Origin of the sequence: Priestia sp. TRN 1309 (assembly GCF_050846875.1) — a bacterium.
Classification (GTDB): domain Bacteria; phylum Bacillota; class Bacilli; order Bacillales; family Bacillaceae_H; genus Priestia; species Priestia zanthoxyli.
This window is the reverse complement of sequence record NZ_JBOZGM010000005.1, coordinates 343,963-368,488: the sequence shown is the minus strand read 5'-3', so window position 1 is coordinate 368,488 and position 24,526 is coordinate 343,963. Positions and strand designations below refer to the sequence as shown.

General features: G+C 37.8%; 30 protein-coding genes and 1 riboswitch. Of the genes, 17 read left to right on the top strand and 13 right to left on the bottom strand.

Annotation, left to right across the window (positions count from 1 at the left end):
- Positions 1 to 131 precede the first annotated feature (131 nt).
- Positions 132 to 234, bottom strand: a riboswitch (SAM riboswitch).
- A 312-nt stretch (positions 235 to 546) separates the two neighbouring features.
- The 3 genes from cdaS (at position 547) to ACRPLQ_RS21400 (ending at position 2,510) form a co-directional block, all read left to right on the top strand.
- On the top strand, positions 547 to 1,173 hold the full coding sequence (cdaS, locus tag ACRPLQ_RS21410) for a sporulation-specific diadenylate cyclase CdaS (protein WP_028412605.1): 627 nt from the start codon (positions 547 to 549) through the stop codon (positions 1,171 to 1,173).
- 97 nt (positions 1,174 to 1,270) lie between these two features.
- Positions 1,271 to 1,654, top strand: a complete 384-nt coding sequence (locus tag ACRPLQ_RS21405; RefSeq protein ID WP_033580475.1) for a VOC family protein — start codon at positions 1,271 to 1,273, stop codon at positions 1,652 to 1,654.
- A 67-nt stretch (positions 1,655 to 1,721) separates the two neighbouring features.
- Positions 1,722 to 2,510 (top strand): potassium channel family protein, encoded by a 789-nt coding sequence (locus ACRPLQ_RS21400; RefSeq protein ID WP_033580474.1) that lies wholly within the window; start codon positions 1,722 to 1,724, stop codon positions 2,508 to 2,510.
- A 9-nt stretch (positions 2,511 to 2,519) separates the two neighbouring features.
- Here the strand turns inward: ACRPLQ_RS21400 and ACRPLQ_RS21395 are convergent, their stop codons facing one another.
- The 3 genes from ACRPLQ_RS21395 to ACRPLQ_RS21385 form a co-directional block, all read right to left on the bottom strand.
- Positions 2,520 to 2,924: a YugN-like family protein gene (locus ACRPLQ_RS21395; protein ID WP_014457925.1), complete on the bottom strand. Its 405-nt coding sequence runs from the start codon at positions 2,922 to 2,924 to the stop codon at positions 2,520 to 2,522.
- A gap of 100 nt (positions 2,925 to 3,024) precedes the next feature.
- Positions 3,025 to 4,374: a glucose-6-phosphate isomerase gene (locus ACRPLQ_RS21390; RefSeq protein ID WP_013059589.1), complete on the bottom strand. Its 1,350-nt coding sequence runs from the start codon at positions 4,372 to 4,374 to the stop codon at positions 3,025 to 3,027.
- A 260-nt stretch (positions 4,375 to 4,634) separates the two neighbouring features.
- Positions 4,635 to 4,868: a hypothetical protein gene (locus tag ACRPLQ_RS21385; protein WP_321201864.1), complete on the bottom strand. Its 234-nt coding sequence runs from the start codon at positions 4,866 to 4,868 to the stop codon at positions 4,635 to 4,637.
- Positions 4,869 to 5,082: 214 nt separating this feature from the next.
- Between ACRPLQ_RS21385 and ACRPLQ_RS21380 the strand changes: the two genes are divergently transcribed.
- From ACRPLQ_RS21380 to mnhG, 7 genes are read left to right on the top strand one after another with little or no spacing between them, the layout of a single operon-like run.
- A complete protein-coding gene (locus ACRPLQ_RS21380) occupies positions 5,083 to 7,488 on the top strand; it encodes a Na+/H+ antiporter subunit A (RefSeq protein ID WP_323873916.1) in 2,406 nt (801 codons plus the stop codon).
- Positions 7,485 to 7,907 carry a Na(+)/H(+) antiporter subunit B gene (locus ACRPLQ_RS21375; protein WP_013085301.1) on the top strand — a complete coding sequence of 141 codons (423 nt, stop codon included), beginning with the start codon at positions 7,485 to 7,487 and terminating at the stop codon, positions 7,905 to 7,907. Before ACRPLQ_RS21380 ends, ACRPLQ_RS21375 begins: the two co-directional genes overlap by 4 nt.
- Complete coding sequence (locus ACRPLQ_RS21370; protein WP_013059592.1) at positions 7,907 to 8,248, top strand: Na(+)/H(+) antiporter subunit C; 342 nt, start codon at positions 7,907 to 7,909, stop codon at positions 8,246 to 8,248. Before ACRPLQ_RS21375 ends, ACRPLQ_RS21370 begins: the two co-directional genes overlap by 1 nt.
- On the top strand, positions 8,238 to 9,722 hold the full coding sequence (locus ACRPLQ_RS21365) for a Na+/H+ antiporter subunit D (RefSeq protein ID WP_098112216.1): 1,485 nt from the start codon (positions 8,238 to 8,240) through the stop codon (positions 9,720 to 9,722). The genes ACRPLQ_RS21370 and ACRPLQ_RS21365 overlap by 11 nt, the downstream gene beginning before the upstream one ends.
- Positions 9,723 to 9,728: 6 nt before the next feature.
- Positions 9,729 to 10,205, top strand: coding sequence for a Na+/H+ antiporter subunit E (locus ACRPLQ_RS21360; RefSeq protein ID WP_013059594.1), 477 nt, complete (start codon positions 9,729 to 9,731; stop codon positions 10,203 to 10,205).
- Positions 10,206 to 10,490, top strand: coding sequence for a Na(+)/H(+) antiporter subunit F1 (locus ACRPLQ_RS21355; protein ID WP_013059595.1), 285 nt, complete (start codon positions 10,206 to 10,208; stop codon positions 10,488 to 10,490).
- Entirely contained in the window at positions 10,474 to 10,836 is a 363-nt protein-coding gene (gene mnhG / locus ACRPLQ_RS21350; protein WP_013085304.1) for a monovalent cation/H(+) antiporter subunit G, read from the top strand. The genes ACRPLQ_RS21355 and mnhG overlap by 17 nt, the downstream gene beginning before the upstream one ends.
- 43 nt (positions 10,837 to 10,879) lie before the next feature.
- Here mnhG and ACRPLQ_RS21345 read toward each other — a convergent pair whose 3' ends face one another.
- Positions 10,880 to 12,043 (bottom strand): iron-containing alcohol dehydrogenase, encoded by a 1,164-nt coding sequence (locus ACRPLQ_RS21345; RefSeq protein ID WP_013085305.1) that lies wholly within the window; start codon positions 12,041 to 12,043, stop codon positions 10,880 to 10,882.
- 220 nt (positions 12,044 to 12,263) lie between these two features.
- Between ACRPLQ_RS21345 and ACRPLQ_RS21340 the strand changes: the two genes are divergently transcribed.
- A complete protein-coding gene (locus tag ACRPLQ_RS21340) occupies positions 12,264 to 12,494 on the top strand; it encodes a DUF378 domain-containing protein (protein WP_013059598.1) in 231 nt (76 codons plus the stop codon).
- Positions 12,495 to 12,543: 49 nt separating this feature from the next.
- On the opposite strand, the gene yugI is transcribed toward ACRPLQ_RS21340, so the two are convergent.
- The 3 genes from yugI to ACRPLQ_RS21325 all read right to left on the bottom strand — a co-directional run bounded on the left by yugI (position 12,544) and on the right by ACRPLQ_RS21325 (position 14,813).
- A complete protein-coding gene (gene yugI / locus ACRPLQ_RS21335) occupies positions 12,544 to 12,945 on the bottom strand; it encodes a S1 domain-containing post-transcriptional regulator GSP13 (protein WP_013059599.1) in 402 nt (133 codons plus the stop codon).
- A 207-nt stretch (positions 12,946 to 13,152) separates the two neighbouring features.
- Entirely contained in the window at positions 13,153 to 14,313 is a 1,161-nt protein-coding gene (locus tag ACRPLQ_RS21330; RefSeq protein WP_013059600.1) for an aminotransferase, read from the bottom strand.
- Positions 14,313 to 14,813 carry an Lrp/AsnC family transcriptional regulator gene (locus ACRPLQ_RS21325; protein ID WP_013059601.1) on the bottom strand — a complete coding sequence of 167 codons (501 nt, stop codon included), beginning with the start codon at positions 14,811 to 14,813 and terminating at the stop codon, positions 14,313 to 14,315. The genes ACRPLQ_RS21330 and ACRPLQ_RS21325 overlap by 1 nt, the downstream gene beginning before the upstream one ends.
- A gap of 158 nt (positions 14,814 to 14,971) precedes the next feature.
- On the opposite strand from ACRPLQ_RS21325, the gene ACRPLQ_RS21320 reads away from it, so the two are divergent.
- Positions 14,972 to 15,820, top strand: coding sequence for an alpha/beta fold hydrolase (locus ACRPLQ_RS21320; RefSeq protein WP_165635031.1), 849 nt, complete (start codon positions 14,972 to 14,974; stop codon positions 15,818 to 15,820).
- 169 nt (positions 15,821 to 15,989) lie between these two features.
- Positions 15,990 to 17,162 carry a MalY/PatB family protein gene (locus tag ACRPLQ_RS21315; RefSeq protein WP_165635032.1) on the top strand — a complete coding sequence of 391 codons (1,173 nt, stop codon included), beginning with the start codon at positions 15,990 to 15,992 and terminating at the stop codon, positions 17,160 to 17,162.
- 35 nt (positions 17,163 to 17,197) lie between these two features.
- Here the strand turns inward: ACRPLQ_RS21315 and ACRPLQ_RS21310 are convergent, their stop codons facing one another.
- Positions 17,198 to 17,722, bottom strand: coding sequence for a superoxide dismutase family protein (locus tag ACRPLQ_RS21310; RefSeq protein WP_033580466.1), 525 nt, complete (start codon positions 17,720 to 17,722; stop codon positions 17,198 to 17,200).
- Positions 17,723 to 17,825: 103 nt separating this feature from the next.
- A complete protein-coding gene (locus ACRPLQ_RS21305; RefSeq protein WP_033580465.1) occupies positions 17,826 to 18,023 on the bottom strand; it encodes a hypothetical protein in 198 nt (65 codons plus the stop codon).
- 85 nt (positions 18,024 to 18,108) lie between these two features.
- On the opposite strand from ACRPLQ_RS21305, the gene ACRPLQ_RS21300 reads away from it, so the two are divergent.
- Positions 18,109 to 18,489 carry a kinase-associated lipoprotein B gene (locus ACRPLQ_RS21300; protein WP_034264171.1) on the top strand — a complete coding sequence of 127 codons (381 nt, stop codon included), beginning with the start codon at positions 18,109 to 18,111 and terminating at the stop codon, positions 18,487 to 18,489.
- Positions 18,490 to 18,525: 36 nt separating this feature from the next.
- On the opposite strand, the gene kapD is transcribed toward ACRPLQ_RS21300, so the two are convergent.
- On the bottom strand, positions 18,526 to 19,140 hold the full coding sequence (gene kapD, locus ACRPLQ_RS21295) for a 3'-5' exonuclease KapD (protein WP_013085312.1): 615 nt from the start codon (positions 19,138 to 19,140) through the stop codon (positions 18,526 to 18,528).
- A gap of 345 nt (positions 19,141 to 19,485) precedes the next feature.
- Positions 19,486 to 19,869, bottom strand: a complete 384-nt coding sequence (locus ACRPLQ_RS21290; protein WP_033580463.1) for a hotdog fold thioesterase — start codon at positions 19,867 to 19,869, stop codon at positions 19,486 to 19,488.
- 106 nt (positions 19,870 to 19,975) lie between these two features.
- Between ACRPLQ_RS21290 and ACRPLQ_RS21285 the strand changes: the two genes are divergently transcribed.
- From ACRPLQ_RS21285 to ACRPLQ_RS21275, 3 genes are all read left to right on the top strand, one after another.
- Entirely contained in the window at positions 19,976 to 20,344 is a 369-nt protein-coding gene (locus ACRPLQ_RS21285) for a hypothetical protein (protein ID WP_098627019.1), read from the top strand.
- 176 nt (positions 20,345 to 20,520) lie between these two features.
- Positions 20,521 to 21,057, top strand: a complete 537-nt coding sequence (locus ACRPLQ_RS21280; protein ID WP_013059610.1) for an HD domain-containing protein — start codon at positions 20,521 to 20,523, stop codon at positions 21,055 to 21,057.
- A 116-nt stretch (positions 21,058 to 21,173) separates the two neighbouring features.
- Positions 21,174 to 21,365 (top strand): hypothetical protein, encoded by a 192-nt coding sequence (locus ACRPLQ_RS21275; RefSeq protein WP_432236269.1) that lies wholly within the window; start codon positions 21,174 to 21,176, stop codon positions 21,363 to 21,365.
- A gap of 54 nt (positions 21,366 to 21,419) precedes the next feature.
- Here ACRPLQ_RS21275 and ACRPLQ_RS21270 read toward each other — a convergent pair whose 3' ends face one another.
- On the bottom strand, positions 21,420 to 22,739 hold the full coding sequence (locus ACRPLQ_RS21270) for a Na+/H+ antiporter family protein (RefSeq protein WP_323873914.1): 1,320 nt from the start codon (positions 22,737 to 22,739) through the stop codon (positions 21,420 to 21,422).
- 267 nt (positions 22,740 to 23,006) lie between these two features.
- Positions 23,007 to 24,500: a leucyl aminopeptidase gene (locus ACRPLQ_RS21265; RefSeq protein WP_165635034.1), complete on the bottom strand. Its 1,494-nt coding sequence runs from the start codon at positions 24,498 to 24,500 to the stop codon at positions 23,007 to 23,009.
- Between the last annotated feature and the right edge of the window lie 26 nt (positions 24,501 to 24,526).

Here is a 24,526-nt window from a genome sequence, read left to right as displayed (position 1 = left end):
GCTTCGGCGTGTTCAAAGGTTTGTTTTAAGTCGGGGTTTACAGTCATCGTTGTCCCTCCTCAAAATATCTCTTGCGCTATATCAAAATAAAAAGTCTTCCGTATTGAAAGACTGGGTAGGCAATAATTTTCACCTTATCTTTCAAAATGATACACACTTTGCTGGAATTAGCACCTTGCTAAGCAGGTTGCCGGGGTTCAGCGGGCCAGATCCCTCCACCACTCTTGATAAGCATTTTTTAAAAATTTTAGCATATTTAGAATATTTGTCAACATTAAAAATTATATATCCGATAAGAAAACTATACTTTAAATTCACAGAAATATCTATACTTTTATTTAAAACAACATATGTAAATTTAACCCAAATGTGAATATATCAGTTTATAAAACGCTTTCTTTTTTTTCGACTTTTTATGTTCTCTTGCTAAATAAAATACAAAATCTCTCTATAAAATTAATAACAGATTTATGAGCTTTACGGATAATTCACCCACATTAGCACACATTACAGATAACACTGACTGACAGATAGGAGCTATATAAGATGGAGAGACAACCCTTTCAATTAGACGATACAATTAAAAATAATGTGCGAACATATTTACAGCAGATTTCAACTGAAGCCTCTAATTTAATTAAACATTTAGACACGAGTGATCATTGTATTTTATGTGATTTTGAGGAGATGAGAAGGTTATTTCAAGATGTTCAAGCTACGGCCGCCTCTTATTACTTGCGCCATTACTTATCGCCTTATACATTTGAATACGCTGCTCTATCCCTAGCTATTCATAACCTCTCTGAGAAACGTCACGGCGCTTTAATTGTCATTGAACGGGAACAAAATGTTGATCCTCTTATTCAAAAAGGAATGCCTATTCAAGCTCCTGTCAGCGCTACGCTAGTTGAGACACTGTTCTATCCAGGGACACCCTTACATGACGGAGCCGTCCTAATTAGAAATAATCAGCTTATTTCAGCTGCTAATGTTTTACCTCTCTCGTCTATTATTTCAACGAACAAAAAGTTGGGAACACGTCACCGTGCAGCCATTGGAATGTCAGAAAAATCGGATGCATTAATTTTAGTTGTATCTGAAGAAACAGGCAAAATTTCGTTTGCGCTTGATGGAAGCCTCTACCCTATTCACTCCAGCAAAAATATGATTTAAGAGCCCTTTCCTGATAAGCAGCCCTATCTTGACTTATCTATCCTTTCTCTTTAATATATTTCATAGTTTTTACATACTATAGATACGGGTGATGCATATGGCAATTTTAAAATTTGAACATGTAGGCGTTCAAGTAAAGGATATAGAAGAATCTATTGAGTTCTATACACAAAAAGTGGGATTGGAGCTCATCGAAACACTACCACATACCGATCCGTCTTTGAAGCTAGCTTTTCTAGGTTTAGAAGGCAATGTAATCGTAGAGTTAATTCAAGGGTATAACTCAAGCTTACCTAGTGAAGGTAAAGTTCATCATTTTGCGCTGGCAGTAGATGGAATTGAAGAGGAGTTTGAGCGTTTAAAATCAGCAGGCGTTTCATTTGTGGAAGAAAACATTGTAACTTTGCCAAATGGAGCAAGATACTTATTTTTCTACGGTCCAGACAAAGAATGGATTGAATATTACGAAGTAAAAAGATAAAGATATCTTATACCTTCAGTGAAAAATGGTCATACTGTGGCTATGACTAATCACTGGAGGTTTTTTTATGATGGAATGGCTATTATTCCGACTTTTTCGTCGTTCTATTTTAGTGCGGCTTCTTTTTATTATCGGCTGCCTTGTTTTACTTTTCGGCATGCTTATACATTTCCTAGAGCCGCAAACGTTTGGGAATGTGTTTGAAGGAATTTGGTGGGTTATTATTACAATCTCTACTATAGGGTACGGTGATTTTGCTCCCACCACTACGATTGGAAGGTTAGCTGCAATTATTTTAGTCCTGGTTGGAACGGGATTTATTACTACTTATTTTGTCACGCTTTCTAAAATTGCTGTTTCCGCTGAGAGCGCTTATTTGGAAGGGAATTTAAAGTTTTATGGAAAAGATCACTTCATCGTTGTGGGGTGGAATGAGCGCGCCAAACTCGTGCTAGAGTCTTATCGCGACGCATTTCATAAAGAAGACATTGTTCTTATCGACGACTCTCTGACTAAAAACCCCATGATTTGTGATCGCGTTCATTTTATTAAAGGAAGTCCCTCTCACTATGAGGTATTAGAACTTGCCAATGCTCGGTGCGCAAAAAAAGTGCTGATTACTGCCGATCAGCATAAGACAGAAGAATATGCAGACATGAATACGATTGTTACGCTAGTCGCTCTGCAAGGATTGAACCCTTCTATTTACAGCATCGTTGAACTGTTAACAAAAAAGCATATTCAAAATGCGCAAAATTTGGGGGTAAATGAAATGATTAAAACAAACGAGTTGATTAGTCAGGTCATGTACGAACATATTTTTGTGAAAAAATTAGAGAGTTTAAGAAAAGAATAATCCTTTCAATTACCGAAGCAGCGCCTCTTCTGCCTCTCTAATTAGCTCTTCTCCTAAGCTGATATACTTTTCTGGAAATGAAGCGTCTGCGTCTTGGGGTTCTGCAAACTGATTAAATGAAGCACCCACGTTTCCATTGTGAACATTGTCATCTAGGCCAATTTGATACTTATGTGAAAGTAAAAATGGCGTACCAATCTGTACGGTTGTTCCTTTAGAATCCAGTTCTCCATTCGTAGCTGTAAACGGGATACGTAAAAACTGATAGCCGACTTCATCATTCATCTTATAGTCGAATGAACCATGATCATAATCCCAATTTCCTCCAATGTTATACCCAAGCGGCTTAAGCGTTTTTTCTAATTCATAAAGCTTGAATAATGTGCCGTCTAATCTTGAAGATAATTCAATCATCTTATCCCTCCTCTGTTTTAACATGTCCTTTTTCCAGCTTTTTATCCTTTATCTCAAAAGCAAAAAAGTTCACCTTCTAACAAGAAGGTGAACTTTTTATTTATTTCAAACGCTTTTCTAATTCTGCTTTCTTCTCTTCAAAACCAGGTTTTCCAAGAAGAGCAAACATATTTACTTTGTATGCTTCTACTCCCGGCTGATCAAATGGGTTTACGCCTAATAAATAGCCGCTGATTGCGCATGCTTTTTCGAAGAAATATACAACATATCCAAATGTATACTCATCTAGCGCTGGAATGTTCACAACTAAGTTTGGAACGCCTCCGTCTGTGTGAGCAAGCATTGTACCTTGGAACGCTTTTTTATTTACAAAGTCAACTGTTTCACCAGCTAAGTAATTTAGTCCATCTAAGTCCGCTGCATCTTCTTCAATTGTTAGCTCATGACGAGAATCTTGAACTTGTACAATTGTTTCAAAAATATCGCGACGACCTTCTTGTACATATTGACCTAAAGAATGAAGATCCGTTGAGAAGTTAGCAGATGAAGGGTAAATACCTTTTTGGTCTTTTCCTTCACTTTCACCAAATAACTGTTTCCACCACTCAGCAAAGTACTGAAGAGCTGGCTCATAGTTAATCAGCATTTCAATTGTTTTTCCTTTATTATAAAGAACATTACGAGCTACAGCATATTGATAAGCTGGGTTCTCTTCTAGCTCTGATGATGAAAATGCTTCTTGAGCATCAGCTGCCCCTTTCATCATTTGTTCGATATCAAGACCTGCAGCGGCGATTGGTAATAAGCCAACCGCTGTTAATACAGAATAACGGCCGCCTACATCATCTGGAATAACAAATGTTTCATAGCCTTCTTCGTCCGCTAATGTTTTTAATGCGCCGCGCGCTTTATCTGTTGTTGCATAAATACGCTTGCGTGCTTCTTCTTTCCCGTATTTCTCTTCTAATAATTTACGGAAGATACGGAAAGCAATCGCCGGTTCTGTTGTTGTACCAGATTTTGAAATAACATTAATAGAGAAATCTTTATCTTGTAAAACATCCATTAGGTCTTTCATGTATGTTGAGCTGATGTTGTTACCAGCAAAAATAACTTGCGGAGTTTTACGCTGTTCTTTTGATAATGTGTTATAGAATGAATGCTGAAGCATTTCAATAGCAGCACGAGCACCTAAGTAAGATCCTCCAATACCAATAACAATCAATACATCTGAATCCGATTTAATTTTTTCTGCACTTTTTTGAATGCGTGCAAATTCTTCTTTGTCATACTCCGTAGGAAGGTCTACCCATCCTAAAAAGTCGTTCCCAGCACCTGTTTTTTCATGAATTGAATGGTGAGCTACTTTCACGGCATCACGTAAGTATGTAAGTTCATGTTCACCAAAAAATGATAACGCGTTTGAATAATCAAAACGAACATGTGTCATAGTCTGTTCCTCCATTAAAATATCTTTATTTTCCACTTTATCGAAACTGTTAGCTGAATTCAAGGGAATCCACTTACAATTTGACACAATCATTATAGTTTGTTGAAACTGCAATCATTGTATGTACCCTTTTATTTAACGATAAATTCAGTTATGAAGTCAACTAATGTTCTTTGATTAAAAAACGTAATTCATGCACGATTACGCAAATAATAAGCAAATAAAAAACGACTAAAGAGTGGTCTTCAATCGTTTTTCATTTACTTACCGGATGGTGCAATATAGTTCATTTCACCTATCTTTACATATTGTCTCGGTTTATAAGAGGCTTTTAACAGGGAAGAGTCTATTGATATAGAATTTTCAGCTTCGTTTTTAGAAGTGAGCAGCATCCTGTTTTCTTCTTTCATTTCTAAGTGATTATTCAGTACAAATCCGCTCATACATAATGCGCTAAAAATGAGAAAACTGATGGTTACTTGTTTCCTATACATTTCCATCACCTCACTCTTAGAGTGACAATTTCACCTGATTTTTATACGTCTAAAAAAATTTTTTTATGTTTTTTTTATGGATTTTGTGACGAGTTTCTATTTATTTAATAAGGTTTGAAAAATCCGCTGATACTAAGAATTAGCATGGATGCATGCATAATTAAATTATTATATAATCGGTTACAGAATTGAATATCACAAGGAGGTTTGTCTTTTGTCGTGGTTGCACTTGGTGATTTTATCGCCTTTTTTATTAGCCTTTTTTGTCCCGCTTCTGTATAAGAAATTCCAGCGTATTCATACAGGGTGGTTCGTTTTACCTCTTCCACTTGTGTTGTTCATTTATTTCACACAATATATCAGTGGTGTTTCTAAGGGGGAAACATATCTACATTCAATGAAATGGATACCTAGTCTGGGCATTAACTTTGATGCTTATGTGGATGGACTCGGTCTTCTATTTTCTCTGTTAATCACCGGAATTGGGACACTTGTTATTCTTTACTCCATTTATTATCTTTCTAAGACAAAAGAAGCGCTGCATTCGTTTTATGTCTATTTGCTTCTTTTTATGGGGTCTATGCTAGGAGTTGTATTATCAGACAACTTAATGAGTCTTTACAGCTTTTGGGAATTAACAAGCCTTTCATCTTTTTTATTGATTGGTTATTGGTACAAACGAGAGAAATCTCAATACGGAGCCTTAAAATCTATGCTCATTACCGTATTCGGAGGACTTTCCCTATTAGCAGGAATTGTACTTTTATATGTCATGACAGGTACTTTCAGCATACGCGAAATTATCTCAAACGTAGATGTGGTTACATCAAGTCATCTATTTATTCCAGCTCTAGTCCTCATTTTATTAGGGGCCTTTACAAAATCTGCTCAGTTTCCTTTTCATATTTGGCTGCCAGATGCAATGGAAGCTCCAACCCCAGTGAGTGCATACCTTCATTCAGCTACAATGGTAAAAGCAGGAATTTATCTTTTAGCAAGACTAAGCCCTGTTTTTGCTATAAGCGCCACTTGGTTTTTTGTTATTTCAATCATAGGACTAATTACACTGTTTTGGGGCTCGTTTTCAGCAGTAAAGCAACAAGACTTGAAAGGGATTTTAGCTTTTTCAACAATTAGTCAGCTTGGGATGATTATGTCACTTATAGGAGTAGGTAGCGCAGCTATTCACTATGATTTTTTAGACGATAATATCTACTTAGTGGCTCTTACTGCAGCAGTTTTCCATTTGATTAACCACGCTACCTTCAAAGGCAGCTTGTTTATGGTAGTAGGCATTGTCGATCATGAAACAGGCACGCGTGACATTAGAAAGTTAGGCGGGTTAATGAGCTTCATGCCTGTGACATTTACCATTGCTATCATCGGGGGATTTTCAATGGCAGGTCTCCCTCCCTTTAACGGATTTTTAAGTAAAGAGATGTTTTTTACAGGCATGGTAAACGTGACAAAAATGGATATGTATAGCATGCAGACGTGGGGAATTTTGCTGCCTATCATCGCTTGGGTGGGAAGTATTTTCACTTTCGTCTATAGTATGATTCTTGTCTTTAAAACCTTTACAGGCAAATACCAGCCCGAAAAGTTGGAGAAGAAGCCGCATGAAGCACCAGTAGGCATGCTTATTTCACCTGTTATTTTAGCATCGCTGGTTGTTATTTTTGGCTTTGCTCCTAATTTATTAGAATCAACTCTTATTGAGCCAACAATGGCCTCTATCGCACCTAGCCTGCTAGAGGCAGGTAAAGAATATCAAGTGCATATTAAATTTTGGCACGGCTTTACGCCAGAATTATTTATGACGCTAGGGGTCATTACATTTGGTATTTTGTTGTTTATGACACTTCAAAAGTGGTCAAAAATTTATACACGATTTCCTTCTTCTTTAACGCTTAACAACGGATATAATTATGGCATTAAAGGGATGGAAAAAGGCTCAACGCGCATCATGAAAACATTAATGACAGGATTTATTAGAGACTATCTTTTAATCATTTTTACTTTCATAGGCATTTTACTTCTCGTAACGCTCTTTTCTCAGAATGCCTTTGCGATTGATCTAAAAGATACTGCTTCTATCGGCGTTTATGAAGCCATACTAGCAGTTGTAATGGTTGCGGCTACTATTACAACTTTATTGGCAAAATCACGCCTCACAGCCATTATTTCGCTGGGAGTTGTCGGCTATACACTTTCTTTATTTTTCGTATTATTCCGCGCTCCTGACTTAGCTTTGACTCAATTAGTTATTGAGACTGTATCCGTATCACTGTTTTTACTATGTTTCTACTACTTGCCGGAGTTTCGGAAGCGAAAAGTAAGGGTGAAGTTTCAACTGCCAAATTTACTGGTTGCCCTTCTTGTAGGAACGACCGTTACATTGCTTGGCATATCAGCAAACAGTACAAAACTATTTGAATCCATTTCACATTACTTTATTGAAAACAGTTATGAAAAAGCAGGCGGCGAAAACATGGTGAACGTTATTCTTGTTGATTTCCGCGGATTTGATACATTATTTGAAATTACTGTACTTTGTATAGCAGCTCTTGCTATCTATGGCATGATTCGTCTTCGGTTAACAAAGGAGGAAGAAGAATGAAAAAAAATGATTTGATACTACAAACCACAACGAAAGTAGTCACGTTCATTATTATCATTTTTGCCATTCATCTTTTCTTTGCAGGTCATTATACACCCGGGGGAGGGTTTGTTGGGGGACTTACTACCTCAGCAGCCCTTGTATTACTACTGCTGGCTTTCGATATAAAAACGGTATCGAAAGTCATCCCATTTGACTATAAGAAGGTGGCGGCCTCTGGACTGCTGCTAGCTATTTTAACGGGGCTTGGGTCATTTATTTTCAAAGTCCCATTTCTGACTCACACATATAGCTACTTTAACCTTCCCCTTCTCGGGAAAACATCTTTAGCTACCGTTGTGCTGTTTGATTTAGGCGTATATCTAGTAGTTGTTGGTGTTACGATGACCATTATTCAAACGATTGGAGAGAGTGAATAGTGGAAATATTAATGTCCATAGTGGCAGGGATTCTATTCACTGCCGCTGTATATCTCATGTTATCCCGCAGTTTACTGCGAATTATTATTGGAACAGGCTTATTAAGCCACGGTGTTCACCTGTTGATTTTAACGATGGGCGGATTAAAAGGGGGGAGTGTTCCCCTTTTGGGAGAAAAGGCTTCTTCTTATACAGATCCTTTACCTCAAGCCCTTATTTTAACTGCCATTGTCATAAGCTTTGGTGTCACTTCTTTTTTCCTTGTACTAGCTTACAGGGCTTATCAAGAACTCGGAACAGACGATATGGACAAGTTAAGGGGAAATGAACATGACGAGTAATTTTGTAATCATCCCACTGCTTATCCCGTTTGTTGTAGGTGTTGTGCTCATTTTTTTCAAAGACAATATTAAACTTCAAAGGATAATCAGTGTTTTATCATTAATCACCACCACTGCTTTTGCTGCATATTTGGTACAGTTGGTTCAATCAAAAGGTGTTTTAACTCATGAGCTTGGGAACTGGAAACCTCCTTTTGGAATTATTCTAGTAGCGGACATGTTCGCTTCCCTTCTCGTACTTACTGCTAGTATCGTAACACTATGCTGCGTTCTTTTTGCTTTTCATACAATTGGCGAAAGACGTGAACGCTTTTACTTTTATTCGTTTGTACAGTTTTTATTAGTAGGCGTATTTGGCGCTTTCTTGACAGGTGATATCTTTAACTTATTTGTCTTTTTTGAAGTCATGCTTATGTCTTCGTACGCTCTTATTGTAATTGGCGGTACAAAAGAACAGCTTCGAGAGTCTCTTAAGTATATTTTAGTCAATGTCATTTCATCTGCTTTGTTTGTAATTGCTGTTGCTTATTTGTACGCCGTAACAGGAACTCTCAACATGGCAGACCTTTCGCAGCGAATTGCAGAGGCTAATCAGCCGGGAATTTTAACAACCATTGGCATGCTTTTATTTATTGTATTTGCATTAAAAGCAGCTTTATTCCCAATGTATTTTTGGCTTCCAGGTTCGTACAGTGCGCCTCCACCCGTTATTATCGGATTGTTTGGTGCGTTGCTCACAAAAGTAGGCGTTTATTCGATTTTCAGGACTTTCACTTTACTGTTTTACCATCATCCTGAATTCACTCATCAAATTATCGGCTACGTTGCGCTTTTGACTATCGTTGTTGGTGCAGTAGGCGCCATTGCTTATTCGGATGTGAATAAAATTTTAATTTATAATATTATTATTGCTGTGGGAGTCATTGTCTACGGTGTAACTTTAACAACAAAAGCAGGTTTTGAAGGAGCCATTTATTATTTAATTCACGACATGATTATTAAAGCAGCTCTCTTCCTTCTTGCTGGAAGCATCATTCGAATAACTGGAACAACAAAATTAAAGAAAATGGGTGGGTTAATTAAAGACTATCCGCTGCTTGGCTGGATGTTTTTTATCGCTACTATTTCGTTGGCAGGAATTCCTCCCCTAAGCGGCTTTATTGGAAAATTCCTTTTAGTTCAAGGCGGTTTAGAATCAGAGAGCTACACGTTTGTAGGAGTTTTACTCGTTTCAAGCCTGCTCGTTTTATATTCTGCCATTAAGATTTTCATGAGCTGCTTCTGGGGTGAACCTACGCTTTCTTCTGAGCATGAAAAAGTATCCCTTAAAGGTATTCTATACCCATCCGCTATCTTACTTGCTGTTTCTGTCTTTTTAGGACTAGGTGCAGAAGCTGTTATTCCTTATGTGTCGACAGCCGCTCAAACGCTTATGGATCCTTCAATTTATATCCAATCGGTGTTAAAGGAGTAGATCTGCATGTCATTTCAACTATTATTAAACGTAATCATTGCATTCACATGGATGTTTTTGAGAGGGATTTGGACACTACCTTCCTTTATTATAGGATTTTTCTGGGGAGCGGTACTGCTGTTTGTTTTCCGCCGTTTTTTTCACAGGCGTTTTTACCTGCATAAAGTGTATGCGATCATTAAGCTGCTGTTTATTTTCATACGAGAATTATTCAAAGCCAATATTGCAGTGACGAAAGACGTATTGCGCCCTAAATTAAATATTCAGCCAGCCATCTTTGCAATGCCAACCCGTCTGGAGAGTGAATGGGAAATTACCATTCTTTCTCTTTTAATTACGCTAACGCCAGGCACACTGGTAATGGATGTGTCAGATGACAATTCTACTATCTATATTCATGCAATCAATACCGACGATATTGATGACATTATTACAGATATTCAGCAAACATTCGAAAAAGCTATTATGGAGGTGAGTCGTTAAATGCTCGATATTTTTCTAAACGTTTCGCTCATTCTCATTTCTGCTTCAACTATTGGGTTTGTTTACCGAGTGGTAAAAGGTCCGTCAACTGCTGACCGAGCAATGGCCCTTGATGCTATTGGAATTAACATCATTGCTATCACGGCCATCATCTCGATTATTTTTCGAACTCAGGCTTTTTTCGAAGTCATTTTACTGCTAGGCATCATAGCCTTTGTAGGTACCGTTGCTTTTTCTAAGTTTTTAGAGAAAGGAGAAGTGATTGAATATGAACGTGATCAGTGAAATCATTGTAGGAGCTTTGGTACTCATAGGGTCTCTTCTGACAGTTGTGACCATGATTGGGCTTATTCGTTTGCCTGATACGTACACAAGAAGTCATGCTGCCTCCAAAAGTGCTACCTTAGGCGTCCTGTTTATATTAGTGGGCTGCTTACTCTACTTTTGGATTGACACTGGCCATATTAGTGCACGGTTAATTTTAGCGATTGTCTTTGTGTTTATCACCTCTCCTATTGCTGGGCATTTACTAGGAAGAGCAGCTTATTACAGCGGAGTTCCTCTTTCTGATAAAACCGTTCGGGATGATTTGAAAACCAAACAGCAGAAAAAGCTTACCCATCATGAATAAAAAAAACGCCGTGCGGTTTGCACGGCGTTTTTTATCGAGAATCTTATAAAGAAGCGCGTAGGATTGCTAGTACATCTTCTTTGTTTAATTTTTTAAATTTACCAAATTCACCTTTGGCCATCGCACGATCAGCCATAAGATCTAATTTGTCTTCCCCAATATCATAATCAGCTAAGCGAGTTGGTGCACCTAGGCTTGACCAGAATTCACGAAGCTTATCCACACCTTCAAGTGCTACTTCTTTATCTGTCTTACCTTCCGTATCTACGTTAAATACGCGTACAGCTACTTGCTTGAAGCGATCTACGTTCTCATCCATTACGTGTTTCATCCAGTTCGGGAATAAAATTGCGAGTCCACCCGCATGTGGAATATCATATACAGCTGATACCGCATGCTCAATATTATGAGTAGCCCAATCGCCTTGGTGTCCCATTTGTAACATACCGTTTAATGCGATGGTACCATTATATAAAATCGTTTCACGTAACTCGTAGTTTTCTAAGTCGTTTAATAATTTTGGTCCCGTTTCAATAACCGTTTGTAGCACACCTTCACACATACGATCTTGAAGCGGCGTATTTGTTGCAGCATGGAAATATTGTTCAAATACGTGGCTCATCATGTCAACCATGCCATAAACTGTTTGATTTTTTGGTACAGTAAATGTATTAACCGGATCTAAAATAGAGAATTGAGGGAATGTTGCCGGACTGCCCCAGCCGTATTTTTCTTGTGTTTCCCAATTTGTAATAACAGAACCAGCATTCATTTCTGAACCTGTTGCTGCTAATGTTAGCACTGTTCCAAATGGAAGAGCTTCAGCTGCGAATACGTCGCGGTTAATGATGTCCCATACGTCGCCATCATATTTTGCGCCAGCTGCGATTGCTTTTGTACAATCGATTACGCTTCCTCCACCTACTGCAAGTAAAAATTCAATACCGTTTTCTTTACAAATATCGATTCCTTTGCGAACAGTTGTCAGACGAGGATTCGGTTCTACTCCCGCTAACTCATGTACTTCTGCATTCATGTCATTCAGTACATCCATTACTTGATCGTATAAACCGCTGCGTTTTACACTTCCTCCGCCGTATACTAATAATATCTTTTTACCAAAGCGACTTGCTTCTGTTTTTAATTGCTCTAATTGACCTTTACCAAAAATTAATTTTGTAGGATTATAAAATGTAAAATTGTTCACTATAAACTCCTCCTTACGAGCTTGATTACATGCATCATTATGAAGAACAACTTTTTGATTGTAAAGAAAATTGACTTCCTAAAGATTATTCCCTGTTGGCTAGATGCTCACCCCATCCAAATGAACGTTTATTTGTCTGTATCTTCCAAAAGCAAATATGCATATTTCCCTCTAAAAAAAGCAGGCTAATAAGTGAACTACAAAACAAGGAGGGTTCATCATGAGTGGTATTCAACGTATTGCGCTCGTATTAACGATTATTGGAGCAATTAACTGGGGACTTATTGGCTTTTTTCAATTTGATTTAGTAGCAGCAATCTTCGGCGGTCAAACATCTGCTTTCTCCCGCATTATTTATGGATTGGTTGGAATCGCAGGACTGATTAACCTAGGTCTATTATTTAAACCTTCTGCTGAAGTAGAGCGTACAGAACCTAGAACGGAACATTAAAAAAGAAGGATAGCTAAGCTATCCTTCTTTTTTTCTTATTTCTTATTTCTTATTTCTTAATTAGATCTTCGCGGTTTGATTGCTCAATCCACTCTTCTAATTTTTCTTTTAATGTGTTGAATCCTTGAGTAGATTCAGTATGAACTGTTGCTTGACCTTGACGCTTTTTAGCAGGTTTTTTAGGTGCAGAAGCTTCAGTTTTTTCTGGAGCTGGCTCAGTTGCACGAATAGATAAACCAATTTTACCAGTTGACTCATCAACAGATAAAACTTTAACGTTTACTTCGTCTCCTACTGATAAATGTTCGTTAATATCTTTAACGAAGCCATGTTTTACTTCTGAGATATGAACTAATCCTTGAGTTTCTTCATTTAATGCAACGAATGCACCGTATGGTTGAATTCCTGTTACTTTACCTTTTGTAACAGTACCGATTTCAAATTTTGACATATAAACACTCCTAGATACCTTATTATTTTCACCATTATAGCCAATTTAAAATTATAGCACAGTTCATAGATTGAATCAAAAAGTAGTTATACTATATTTATTATTTACCAATTTCGTCACAAATATAAACTAACACTACATTTCATCATAGCAAAAAAGATATTATATCAAACCGTCTATACGATATGACATAATATCTTATTTTTATTATAACTTATTTTCAACAAAACGGCTAATCCGTTTTATGGATTCTTCTAATGATTCCATTGAAGAGGCGTATGAACAGCGAATATGTCCCTCTCCGCCTTTTCCAAATACATTGCCTGGCACGACGGCTACTCGTTCTTCAAGCAAAAGCTGCTCAGCGAATTCTTCCGATGACAATCCCGTTTTCTTGATAGACGGGAATACATAAAACGCTCCTCCGGGAGAATGGCATTCCAGACCAATTTGATTTAATGACTTCACCATATAGTTCCGTCTTCTGCGATAGCTTTTTCTCATCTCTTCTACGTCATGCTGCCCGTTTTGTAGTGCTTCAATTGCTCCATACTGGGCCATGGTAGGCGCGCACATCATTGTATACTGATGAATTTTCAGCATTGCTTTAGCAATCTCAGTTGGTGCACATATGTACCCAAGACGCCATCCAGTCATAGCAAACCCTTTAGAAAAGCCTGAAATAATAATAGTTCGTTCTTTCATTCCTTCTAAAGAAGCAATAGATGTAAATTCTTCATCATATGTTAATTCTGCATATATTTCATCCGTGATAACAAGCAAGTCATGCTTGATTACAATATCCGCAATAGCCTGCAACTCTTCTTTAGATAGCGAACTTCCTGTTGGATTATTAGGAGAACATAAAAGAAGGGCTTTCGTGTTGCTTGTAATGACTTCTTCAATCTGTCTAGGCTGTAGTTTAAACTCCGTTTCTGCCGTTGTTTCAATTGCCACAGGAACTCCTCCTGCTAGAGAAATTAACGGACTGTAAGACACAAAGTTTGGCTCCACGACAATAATCTCATCTTCAGGGTTAATCAAAGCTCGCATTGTAATGTCTAAAGCCTGACTTCCTCCAACGGTCACAATAATATCATCTTTATAATCATACGAGACGTTAAAATTTCTTTTCATATACTTCATAATTTCAAAGCGGAGCTCTAAAAGCCCCGCATTTGCTGTATAAGAGGTATATCCTCTTTCCAACGATAAAATACTCGCTTCTCGAACAGCCCAAGATGTGACAAAATCAGGTTCACCTACTCCAAGAGAGATGACGTTATCCATACTTGCTGCTAAATCAAAAAAGCGGCGAATACCTGAAGGTTTCAGCTGTTGTACAGTTGTTGACAAGCGCTCTTTCATTACGGAGACACCACGATTCTGCGATCTTCATCGCCTTGATCGTAGATGGTACCATCGTGCTTGTATTTTTTCATAATAAAGTGAGTCGTTGTAGATAAAACAGAGTCTAGCGTAGAAAGCTTTTCAGAAACGAAAAATGCTACTTCAGACATTGATTTTTCTTCAATAATAACAGACAAATCATATGCTCCTGACATTAGGTACACGGATTTTACTTCTTGAAAACGATAGATGCGCTCCGCAATCTCGTCAAAGCCTACTCCTCGCTTTGGTGCAACTTTTACATCTATCATAGCTGTGACGCCCTCATGTCCATCTACTCGTCTCCAGTTAATATCAGCTGAATATTGCACAATTACTTTTTCTCTCTCTAACTTTTTAACAATATTAGAGGTTTCTTCAAACGTTAAATCCACCATTTTTGAAATACTATCTATTGAAATACGGCTATTTTTTTCTAGAATTTCTAAAATTTCTAACTCTTTTTCTTCTAAGAACACCGCGTTCCCCTCCTACACCGATTAAATTTTTTCACTTTTTCCATTATATCAAATTTAAACACATCTTTAATGTGAAATCTATACCGGTAATTGAGTTTCATTTTATAGATTGCTGGAAATTAGGACAGACTAGAAAGAAAAAGATGGAGTGAAACAAATTGACTGACTCTAAAATTACTTGCCACCAGCGTACTTTTAATGGCGTCAATGTTTACTACGAATGCCATAACTATCACCCTGATAAACCAGCTATTGTATTTATTCACGGCTTTTTATCATCCAGTTTTAGCTTTCGGCGTTTAATTCCTTTATTTGAAGATACGTTTTCTGTCATTACGCTGGACCTTCCGCCATTTGGGCGAAGTGAAAAATCGTTAACCTTTCAATACTCGTATAAAAACTTAGCCAAAATTGTCATCGAGTTGATTGAATACTTAAAATTGAAAGATGTTGTACTATCGGGACACTCAATGGGAGGACAGGTTTGTTTAAACGTAGCAAAATTAAAGCCTTCTTGTGTATCAAAACTCGTTCTTCTGTGCAGCTCAGCTTATTTAGGCCCTTCACATTATGGGTTGGTCATGTCTTCTTATGTTCCCTTCTTTTATCTGTGGGTAAAAACGTGGCTGTCTCGCAAAGGTGTATTAGGTAACTTGCAAAATGTCGTATTTGATCATCAGTTAATCGACGAAGAAATGATTGATGGCTATACTGAACCCTTTTTGGATGACCGTACGTTTATGGCTTTAACAAGAATGATTCGTGATCGAGAAGGAGACCTCTCCTCAAAGGATTTGCAGCACATAAAAAAACCAAGTTTACTCATTTGGGGAGAAGAAGACCGAGTTGTCCCTTTACATCTCGGACGTAAATTAAAAGATGATTTGACAGACTCTACCTTTATCTCGTTAAAGGAAATTGGACATCTTTTACCAGAAGAGTGTCCCGACATTGTGCAGTCTCATATGGTCGATTTCTTGTACGGTGAAAAAGCCCTGTCTCAATAATGACGGAGCGAGTTCATATATTTCACACGAGGCGCTAACTTTAATAAAAAATTTATTAGTGGTGCTTCAGCCAATTTTCCCACTTTCTTTATTGACTTCACAAGTTAACTTCGTTGACAAACGTATTAAAAATAAGCAAACTATTATATTAAAAAAGGGGGTACTTTTATTGTCTACTTATTCTTTTGATCAATTAATTAATCGTACAGGTACGCAGTCCGTAAAGTGGGACAAAACGGATCTCGTTTTTGGAGCAAAAGATGTTCTGCCTTTTTGGGTAGCTGATATGGATTTCCAAGCGCCGCCTAATGTTCTTCAAACCATTAATGAGCGTGTCAAACACGGTATTTTCGGCTACACTTCCCCTACAGAATCTACGGCAAATGCTTTATCATCTTGGGTAAAAAACAAGCATCAGTGGACCATTGATCATGAATGGATTACATACAGTCCAGGAGTTGTATTTGCCCTGAGTATGGCTATTCAAGCATTTACGGAACCTGGAGATTCAATTTTAATTCAACCTCCAGTTTATACTCCGTTTTTCAACATGATAGAGGTAAATGATCGAGAAGTTGTTGAAAATCCGTTAAAACTTGCGGGCGATAAATACGAAATTGATTTTGCAGATTTAGAGAAAAAATTTGCAGAAGGCGTAAAATTAATGATTCTTTGCAGTCCTCATAATCCAGTAGGACGCGTGTGGACAAAAGAAGAACTGAAGAAGCTTGCCGATCTTTGTCAAAAATACAATGTATTAATTGTTTCAGATGAAATTCATTCTGATCTAATTTACCATCCTTATAAACACATTCCCATCAGCATGGTGAGTGAAGATGCAGCCAATCGAACCATTACGTGTATGGCCCCTAGCAAAACATTCAATATACCAGGACTTCAAGCTTCAGCTATTATTATTCCAAATGAGAAGCTGCGCACACAGTATGTTCAGCAGCAGCAAAAACAAGGTTTCTCTAATCTAAATACATTTGGAATCATTGGTTTAGAAGCAGCTTACAGCGAAGGTGGCGAATGGCTAGAAGCACTGCTTGTGTATCTGAAGAAAAATGTAGATCTCGTGACAGGGTTTATAAGTGAACACTTACCTGAACTGCGAGTCATTCAGCCGGAAGGAACTTATCTACTATGGATTGACTGCAACAAGCTGCACTTATCAGAAGAAGAATTACATGAACGTTTATTAGAAAAAGGCAAAATCGCCGTAGAAAAAGGCGAAAAATACAGTTCCACATATGGAAAAGGTTTTATTCGCTTGAACATTGGCTGTTCACATGAACAACTTCAAGAAGGATTAAATCGCTTAAAAATAGCTTTAACGTAAAAAACAGCGTTCTTTCTCACGAAAGAACGCTGTTTTTAATGTTTTTTTGAAATAACTCCGCACGCGATTCGCTTGCCAGAATTACCTGATGGCTCTGTCATTCCATCATCACCTTGTTCAGTAATTACAAGAGAGGAACCATCCATACGCTTAACGAGAGACGTCTTTCCTTCTTTTAACGTGACTTGAGGAACCATATCCGTTCCTTTATACGTCTGATCGTCTTCTACCACAATATTTTTCATATCGCCTAAATGTGGTCCTTTTGGATTTAACAGTCCGTGTTTCTTTTTATCAGGATCAAGGTGATTTCCTGCACTTTTAAAGTTAGGAGCTTTGCAAATCCCCATTTCATGAATATGTACGCCGTGTTCGCCAGGTGGAAGTCCGCTTAAATCGTACGTAAACTCAATTCCATCAGCCTGCTCTTTCAATTTGACTGTACCGATGCTATCTCCATCTGCGTTATAGACTTTGACTTCTTTATTGGATATTTCTTTTTCCATACACCCCGTTAACAAGAAAAAAGGCACGGTTCCAATGAGTAGTAGTTTTTTCATGTTGCCCTCCAATCGCATACGCACTAGCGAAAGTTTTAGATGTCTTTCCATAGATTGTCCAGCAACATATCATTTTAAACGCTTACATTTTATTTGCATTTCATTAGAGTGACTTCTTATTTTCTTGTTCTTTCAACTTTGCTTCTAATTCCTTCGTTTTTTCTTCTTCTTTTTTAGACACCTTGATGATGAACCGCCAGACTGCAACTGCTGCTAGTACAAAAATCGCCATTGTAGCAAAAGCAGGAATATATTCTGTTTTATCTTCCGGAAAATAAAGCAAAAACATTAAATACATCATGTACAACATCCTTTCATAGAAACGGTAGTAGGTTTTGATTTATACTGTTTATAACAAACACTTTACTTAAAGGAGATCTGGCAATATGACATTTACAATTGGTCAAACCGTTACAGCACTTTATAAAACCGGGAAATACATCGGTGAAATTACACAAGTTCGAGATCTGCATTATGTTGTACGAATTCAAGCTGTGTTGAAGCATCCAGAACAAGGTGACTTACATAATCCTGGACAAGTGGACGTACCTTTTTTTCACGAGCGAAAAGCACTTGCGTTTCGAGAGCAGGCCAACATTCCTCAAAAAATGGTTCATCTCTATGAAGACAGCGTTCCTGATTATAAGCATTCACTAAAAAAAGCCCTTGAATTAAAGATAGCTGAACAACAAGCCAAAGATAGCGCTTTTGCTCAAGCAAGTATTGCCTGTTTAGAAGAGTTAAAAAAAGAGTACGGTATTCATTAAGCAAAAAGCCAAATTCACATAGAAGTGATTTGGCTTTTATAATGCAAATTTATTTAATACTTTTGAAAAATCGATTCGATCTCCTATGGTCGTCGGCTCCGGCTTTTGAAGGTACCGCTTATCTTTTTCTACAAGCTTAAAGATGTTGAGTGTCGTCATCGCATCATCAAGCGCGCAGTGGTGCTTTCCAGTTCCTTCTTTACCATACTCTTGCACAGCTTTCCAAAGGCCGGTTTGATTTTGATCTCCAAAAAAGCGCTTATACTCCATCGAAAGATCAATTTCTTTACCTGTAAAAGGAAACGGCACCTTATTTTTTTGACAGCACTGCCTTAATACTTTCATATCCATGTTTCCCCATGTAATAATCGTGCTGTTTTTATACATGCCCAGTCGCTGTACAAGCTGCTCTAGCGTAATTCCTTCATTTACTTGATTTTGTTCGATATGGAGAAATGATTTACAGCGCTCAGTTAATTTTGTAAAGTGTGTAGGCTGTACGTAAGAGGAGAAACGATCAATGATTTCTTGATTTTTAACAAACACCAAACCAACTTCAATGATTTCCGGAAAAAAGCCTTTTGGAAAACCTTTATACTCTGGCATTGTAAATTCAAAATCAATGAATAAATACTGAGAGTTCTTATCCAATATTATCACCCCTTTGTAAAATAAACCGCCCTACTATATTAATGCTATTATAGCACGATTGAACAATCGGAAGGTCTATTTTCTGTTCTTATTTTTAATATTATGAATATTCTAGTTGCTGAATAAAAAGAATACTTTACTACTACTATATTCTAGAGCATGTCTCTATGCGCAGGGTAACTGTCACGAATAGACATAATTTCGCTTCTTTTTTTTACCTATTTTTTCACTTTTTTATGTATCCGCTCTTCCAAATTCTCTTTAAGCTCTCACATCAGTGTGTGAGGTGCTCCTGCTGACTTCAAAAGCATACCTCACACCTTTTAGACTAAGCCTTTCTTATATTTAAGCTTTAGGCAGAATAGCAAGCGTGCACCGGGATATACAGATTAAATTCTCTTCTTCATCTTGAATTTTCACTTCCCAAACCGCTGTTTTTTTTCCTTTATGTAAAGGAACGCCTATAGCTGTAACTGTTCCATCTTTTTTCCCTTTGATATGATTAGCATTAATCTCTAAACCCACGCAGATTTCTTTTTCAATATCTACACTTTTAATAGCACCTAGACTAGCCACAGTTTCGGCTAACGCCACCGATGCTCCTCCGTGCAAAAGCCCGAATGGCTGACGCGTTCGCTCATCAACAGGCATCGTCGCTTCCACTCTTTGTTCACTTGCGCTAATAATCTCAATTCCTAATGCTTCTAACAGCGTATCTTTTGTTTTCATATACATACCTCCCTTTGTATCTAGTATACAATAACGGTTTTGCTACAACATATACGAACCCTCTACATATACATAATAAAAATCCGTTTTTTAGGAGGATTCTTATATGAAACCATTTGCTCCCTTGTCTTACTACTGGCCATCGTACTACATGCCTCACCCTTATACATACAGGGTACCTAGCTTACCTGAGGCGGACATAGCGACTTTCCAGCAATCTCTTAAAGTGATTCCCTCTACCATGCAAAGCGCTACCATATTTATTCAAAGAGCTAACGCTTCGCCAGCTTTAATAAAAAAAATAAAAGCTGCTGCTCAAGAATCTAAAGTGAGTGAAGTAAAAAGACTCATTCTTTCAACAGGCGTTAAGGCCAAAATTGATGTTTTTTATACGCCAGACTATATTAAAATTACGTTTATTCATCCCGATAACCAATTTGACTGCTGTCACGTTTCGTTAAATATTAAATGGTAAAACACAAGGAAAAAAGTCTTATTTTCTTTTGAAAAAGATGTACATGTTGTTTTGTTTCGAATATTATAATATATGCCGTTTTTGGATGTAAAAACAAATTACATGATAATTGTATTTAGGAAATAAATATGATATTGTATTTGGAAATATATTTTTTCTTTAGGAGGGATGACATGATGAGACATGTTACGCTAGTAGAAATTTTCACGCATCCTATCGCTCAAAAATATTTAACACGATCTGGCGTTGCGCATGCTGTATCGGTCGCCTATCATGCGTTTCGTCTATCTGTACAGCATAATGTAAACCCTGATTTAGCTACAAAAGCAGCGCTGCTTCATGATATTGGCCACTACGAATGGTACACAAATGGTCAGTGGGACTATGAGAAGTATCGTCAAAATGATATTCACGCTATTAAAGGTGCTGAACGTGCACATAAATTACTCATTCGTTTAGGCGAGGAACCTCAGGCGGCAAAAGAAATTGCCTTAGCTATTTTACTACACACAGACTCCTATTTGCCTGAAGGAACCATTCAGCAACGCCCTCTTCAAAAAGTAGTCAAACTAGCTGATGAAGCTGATGAAGAGCCAGGCGGCAAACATCATTACCGTGAAATGGAATACAATTTGGCTGTAAAGAAAATTAAGGAGCTTGATAAGAAAGTGCTTGAACTTCTACATTCCAACCAATTTAAACAGTTAGGCTGACAGGATTAACTCCTTTCATAAGAGTTAATCCTTTTTATTATTTCTCCTCATAATTCCCTGCAAATTACTCATACTACTTATTGATTCTCATTTTTGGTTAGTTAGGAGGAAGAAGAATGTCTAAAAACGCTAGAGGTTACGTGCAGGATTCTTGTACGTCATTAAATCAGGCAAAAGCAAGCCTTGAACAAGCTCTTCAAACAGTAGAGAAAGATTCAAATCGCGAACATATTGAACAATCTCTTCAGGCTGTAGAGCAAGCATTAGGAGCTTGTGACAGCACTGCTTCTATTCTTTCTCAAGCATGAAAAAAAAGCAGCCGGTTTTGATCGGCTGCTTTTTTTTCATTAGAGACCCTCTATTTACAAGATAACTGAGGCAACCCACCCAAAAATAATGAGTGGAATGTTATAGTGAAGAAAAGTTGGTACACACGTATCCCAGATATGATCATGTTGACGATCGACTGCTAGTCCAGATGTTGGTCCAAGCGTACTGTCTGAAGCTGGTGAACCAGCGTCTCCAAGCGCTCCCGCTGTACCAACAATACAAATCGTTGCCATTGGACTCATACCAAGTTCTAAGCAAAGAGGAACAAAAATCGTCGCGATAATTGGAATGGTAGAGAAAGAAGAACCAATGCCCATTGTGACTAAAAGCCCGATGACAAGCATAAGAAATGCACCCAGCATTTGGTTTCCGCCAATAAGAGCAACAGAGCCTTTTACAAGTGCTTCTACATCTCCAGTTTCTTGAAGAACTTTTGCAAAACCAGAGGCTGACAGCATAACAAATCCGATGAAAGCCATCATTCTCATTCCGTTCGTTAATACTGGATCTGCTTCATTCCACTTCAAAGCCCCGCTGAAATAAACGACCACAATTCCTGCAAGCGCTCCGAAAATCATAGAATCTACTAAGAGCTGCACAGTTAAAGCCCCTACAATCGCAAGTAACGCTACTATAATCCCTCTTGTTGTGTAACCTGTACGCTCCTCTGCGCCTTGATCAATGTCAATGTCTTTATAACTGCGCGGCTTACGGTACGAAATAAACACAGCAAACAATAAGCCCGCTACCATTCCTAAAGCTGGAAGAGCCATCGCCGTGGTAATATCTCCTTTATCAATCGTTAATCCACTTTCTTTGATGTTAGTAAATAAAATGTCGTGATAAATCTTACCGAATCCTGCCGGCAAATACATATAAGGTGTAACCAATCCAAATGTAATAACTGTTGCGACTAATCGGCGATCTATTTTCAACTGATTAAATACTTTTAATAGCGGTGGAATTAAAAGCGGAATAAATGCAATGTGAACTGGAATAACGTTTTGAGAAAAACACGAAATAATAAGGATGATTAATAAAATTAGTACTTTTGACAGTGACTTCTTTTTCGTTTCTCCTTCTTTCCCTACTATTTTTAACGCTAGCTGAACAACGGCATCAGGCAGCCCTGTCCGCGAAACAGCCATTGCAAATCCTCCAAGCAAAGCATAGCTTAATGCAACAGAAGCACTGTTTCCAAGACCATCTGTGTATATACTTACTGTATCTGTGAGGCTGATACCGCCAACAAGTCCTCCAATTAGCGCTCCGACCGCTAAAGAAAAGACAACGTTGATACGCAATAAGCTCAAAATCAGCATCACGAGCACAGCTATTAATACTGCATTCATTTTGAAACCTCCATTTTTCTTTTTACTTTATCTCATTAAAACATTAGAGAGATAAACAACATGTTCATTATATTAGGTATAGAAAAAAAGTCAATCATCTTACTAAATAAACGTTTGTTTAACTTCTCTACAGCCTCGACAATATAAGGATTTTTTTACATAATGTTTTTTTCTTTTTAGAAAAAAACATTATGTAAACATATTAAAAAAGAAGCATCCTCGATGCTTCTTTTTACGTTTCTTTCTATCACTGCTATGTTCTTTTTATTAATTGGCTTCAAATAAACAAACCATTGCAGCTAGGGTTCGCACCATCACGCCTGTTGCACCTGAAGGTCCTAACTCATGAGAAGCAGCGGATGTTGCAGTTCCAGCAATATCCAAGTGAACCCATGGTGTTTGCTCTGCAAACTCACCAATAAAGGTTCCTGCCATAATTGCGTGCCCCTCCCGTCCAGGAGAGTTATTTAAATCTGCTACTTTACTTCCCCGAACACGCTTTTTGTCTCGTTCTGTAATAGGCAGCTCCCAAATCGGTTCGCCTGTCTCAATGCTCGCTTTCGCTATTCGCTGCAATAAAGCAGAATCATTCGTCATTGCCCCAGTTGTGTGTGTACCAAGAGCTACAATTACACCACCCGTTAATGTCGCCACGTCTACTAAATAATTTGCTCCATGATGCTTGGCATATGAAATACCATCAGCTAGTGCTAAACGCCCTTCAGCATCTGTGTTCAGCACTTCTATTGTCTTTCCATTCATTGCTGTAATAACATCATCTGGTTTAAAGGCACGCGCGCTAATAACGTTGTCAGTTGATGGAATGACCGCTACTACGTTTTGATGAGGTTTTAATTCTCCAATCGCTTCCATTGCACCAAGAACAGATGCAGCTCCACCCATATCTGTTTTCATGCCTACAATCCCGTCTTTAGATTTGATAGAGTAACCACCTGTGTCAAAGGTAATCCCTTTTCCTACCAACCCAATAACGTCTTCCCATTTTTCTTTACCTTGATATTTCAGCACAATCATTTTAGGAGGCTCTGCGGAACCTTGATTGACTGCGAGCAACGCGCCCATTCCTAGCGTTTCCATCTCTTCTTTTTCTAAAATTTCATATTCAAAACCATATGTATGTGCCATTTCTACTGCATAATTAGCTAAATCTGTAGCCGTTAGCATATTGCTTGGTAAGTTAACGAGGGTGCGGGCTGAGTTTGTTGCTTTCCCGTACGTATATCCAACCAACGCAGATTGTAAAACGTCTTTATAACAAGAAAACAGTTCAATTTTCTCAAGCTGCTTGTCAGGCTCATTTGATTTCTTTTTGTAGTTTTCAAACTCATACATAGCAAGCTGTTGAGCTTCTCCTAGTAAAGCTGCAGTTTCTTGCTCTGACCACTCTCCTGTATCAAATGTAGGAAGGACGACCGATGCGTTTGAAATTTTTGCTTCTTTTAACTTTTTAAATAAAAGGCCAAAGCTTTCTTTGAGCCCATTTTTAGTTAACGCTTGCTTTCGTCCGAGCCCTACAAAATAAAGACGTTTTGCTCCTAATTTTCCTAGTGTATGAATCGTTGATATACGCTTTTCCTGTACGCGAATATCTCCTTCCTTAATCAAATGAATGAGCTGTCCACCTAAAGCATCATCAATTTCTTTTAGAAAGCCTTCAAACTGTTGGTTTTGATTAAATAACCCGATTACGAGCGCTTCTGTTTGATGATCAACACCATATGTTTCTACGTGCGAAAACATAAAATTCCTCCCTTTTACGTATAGAT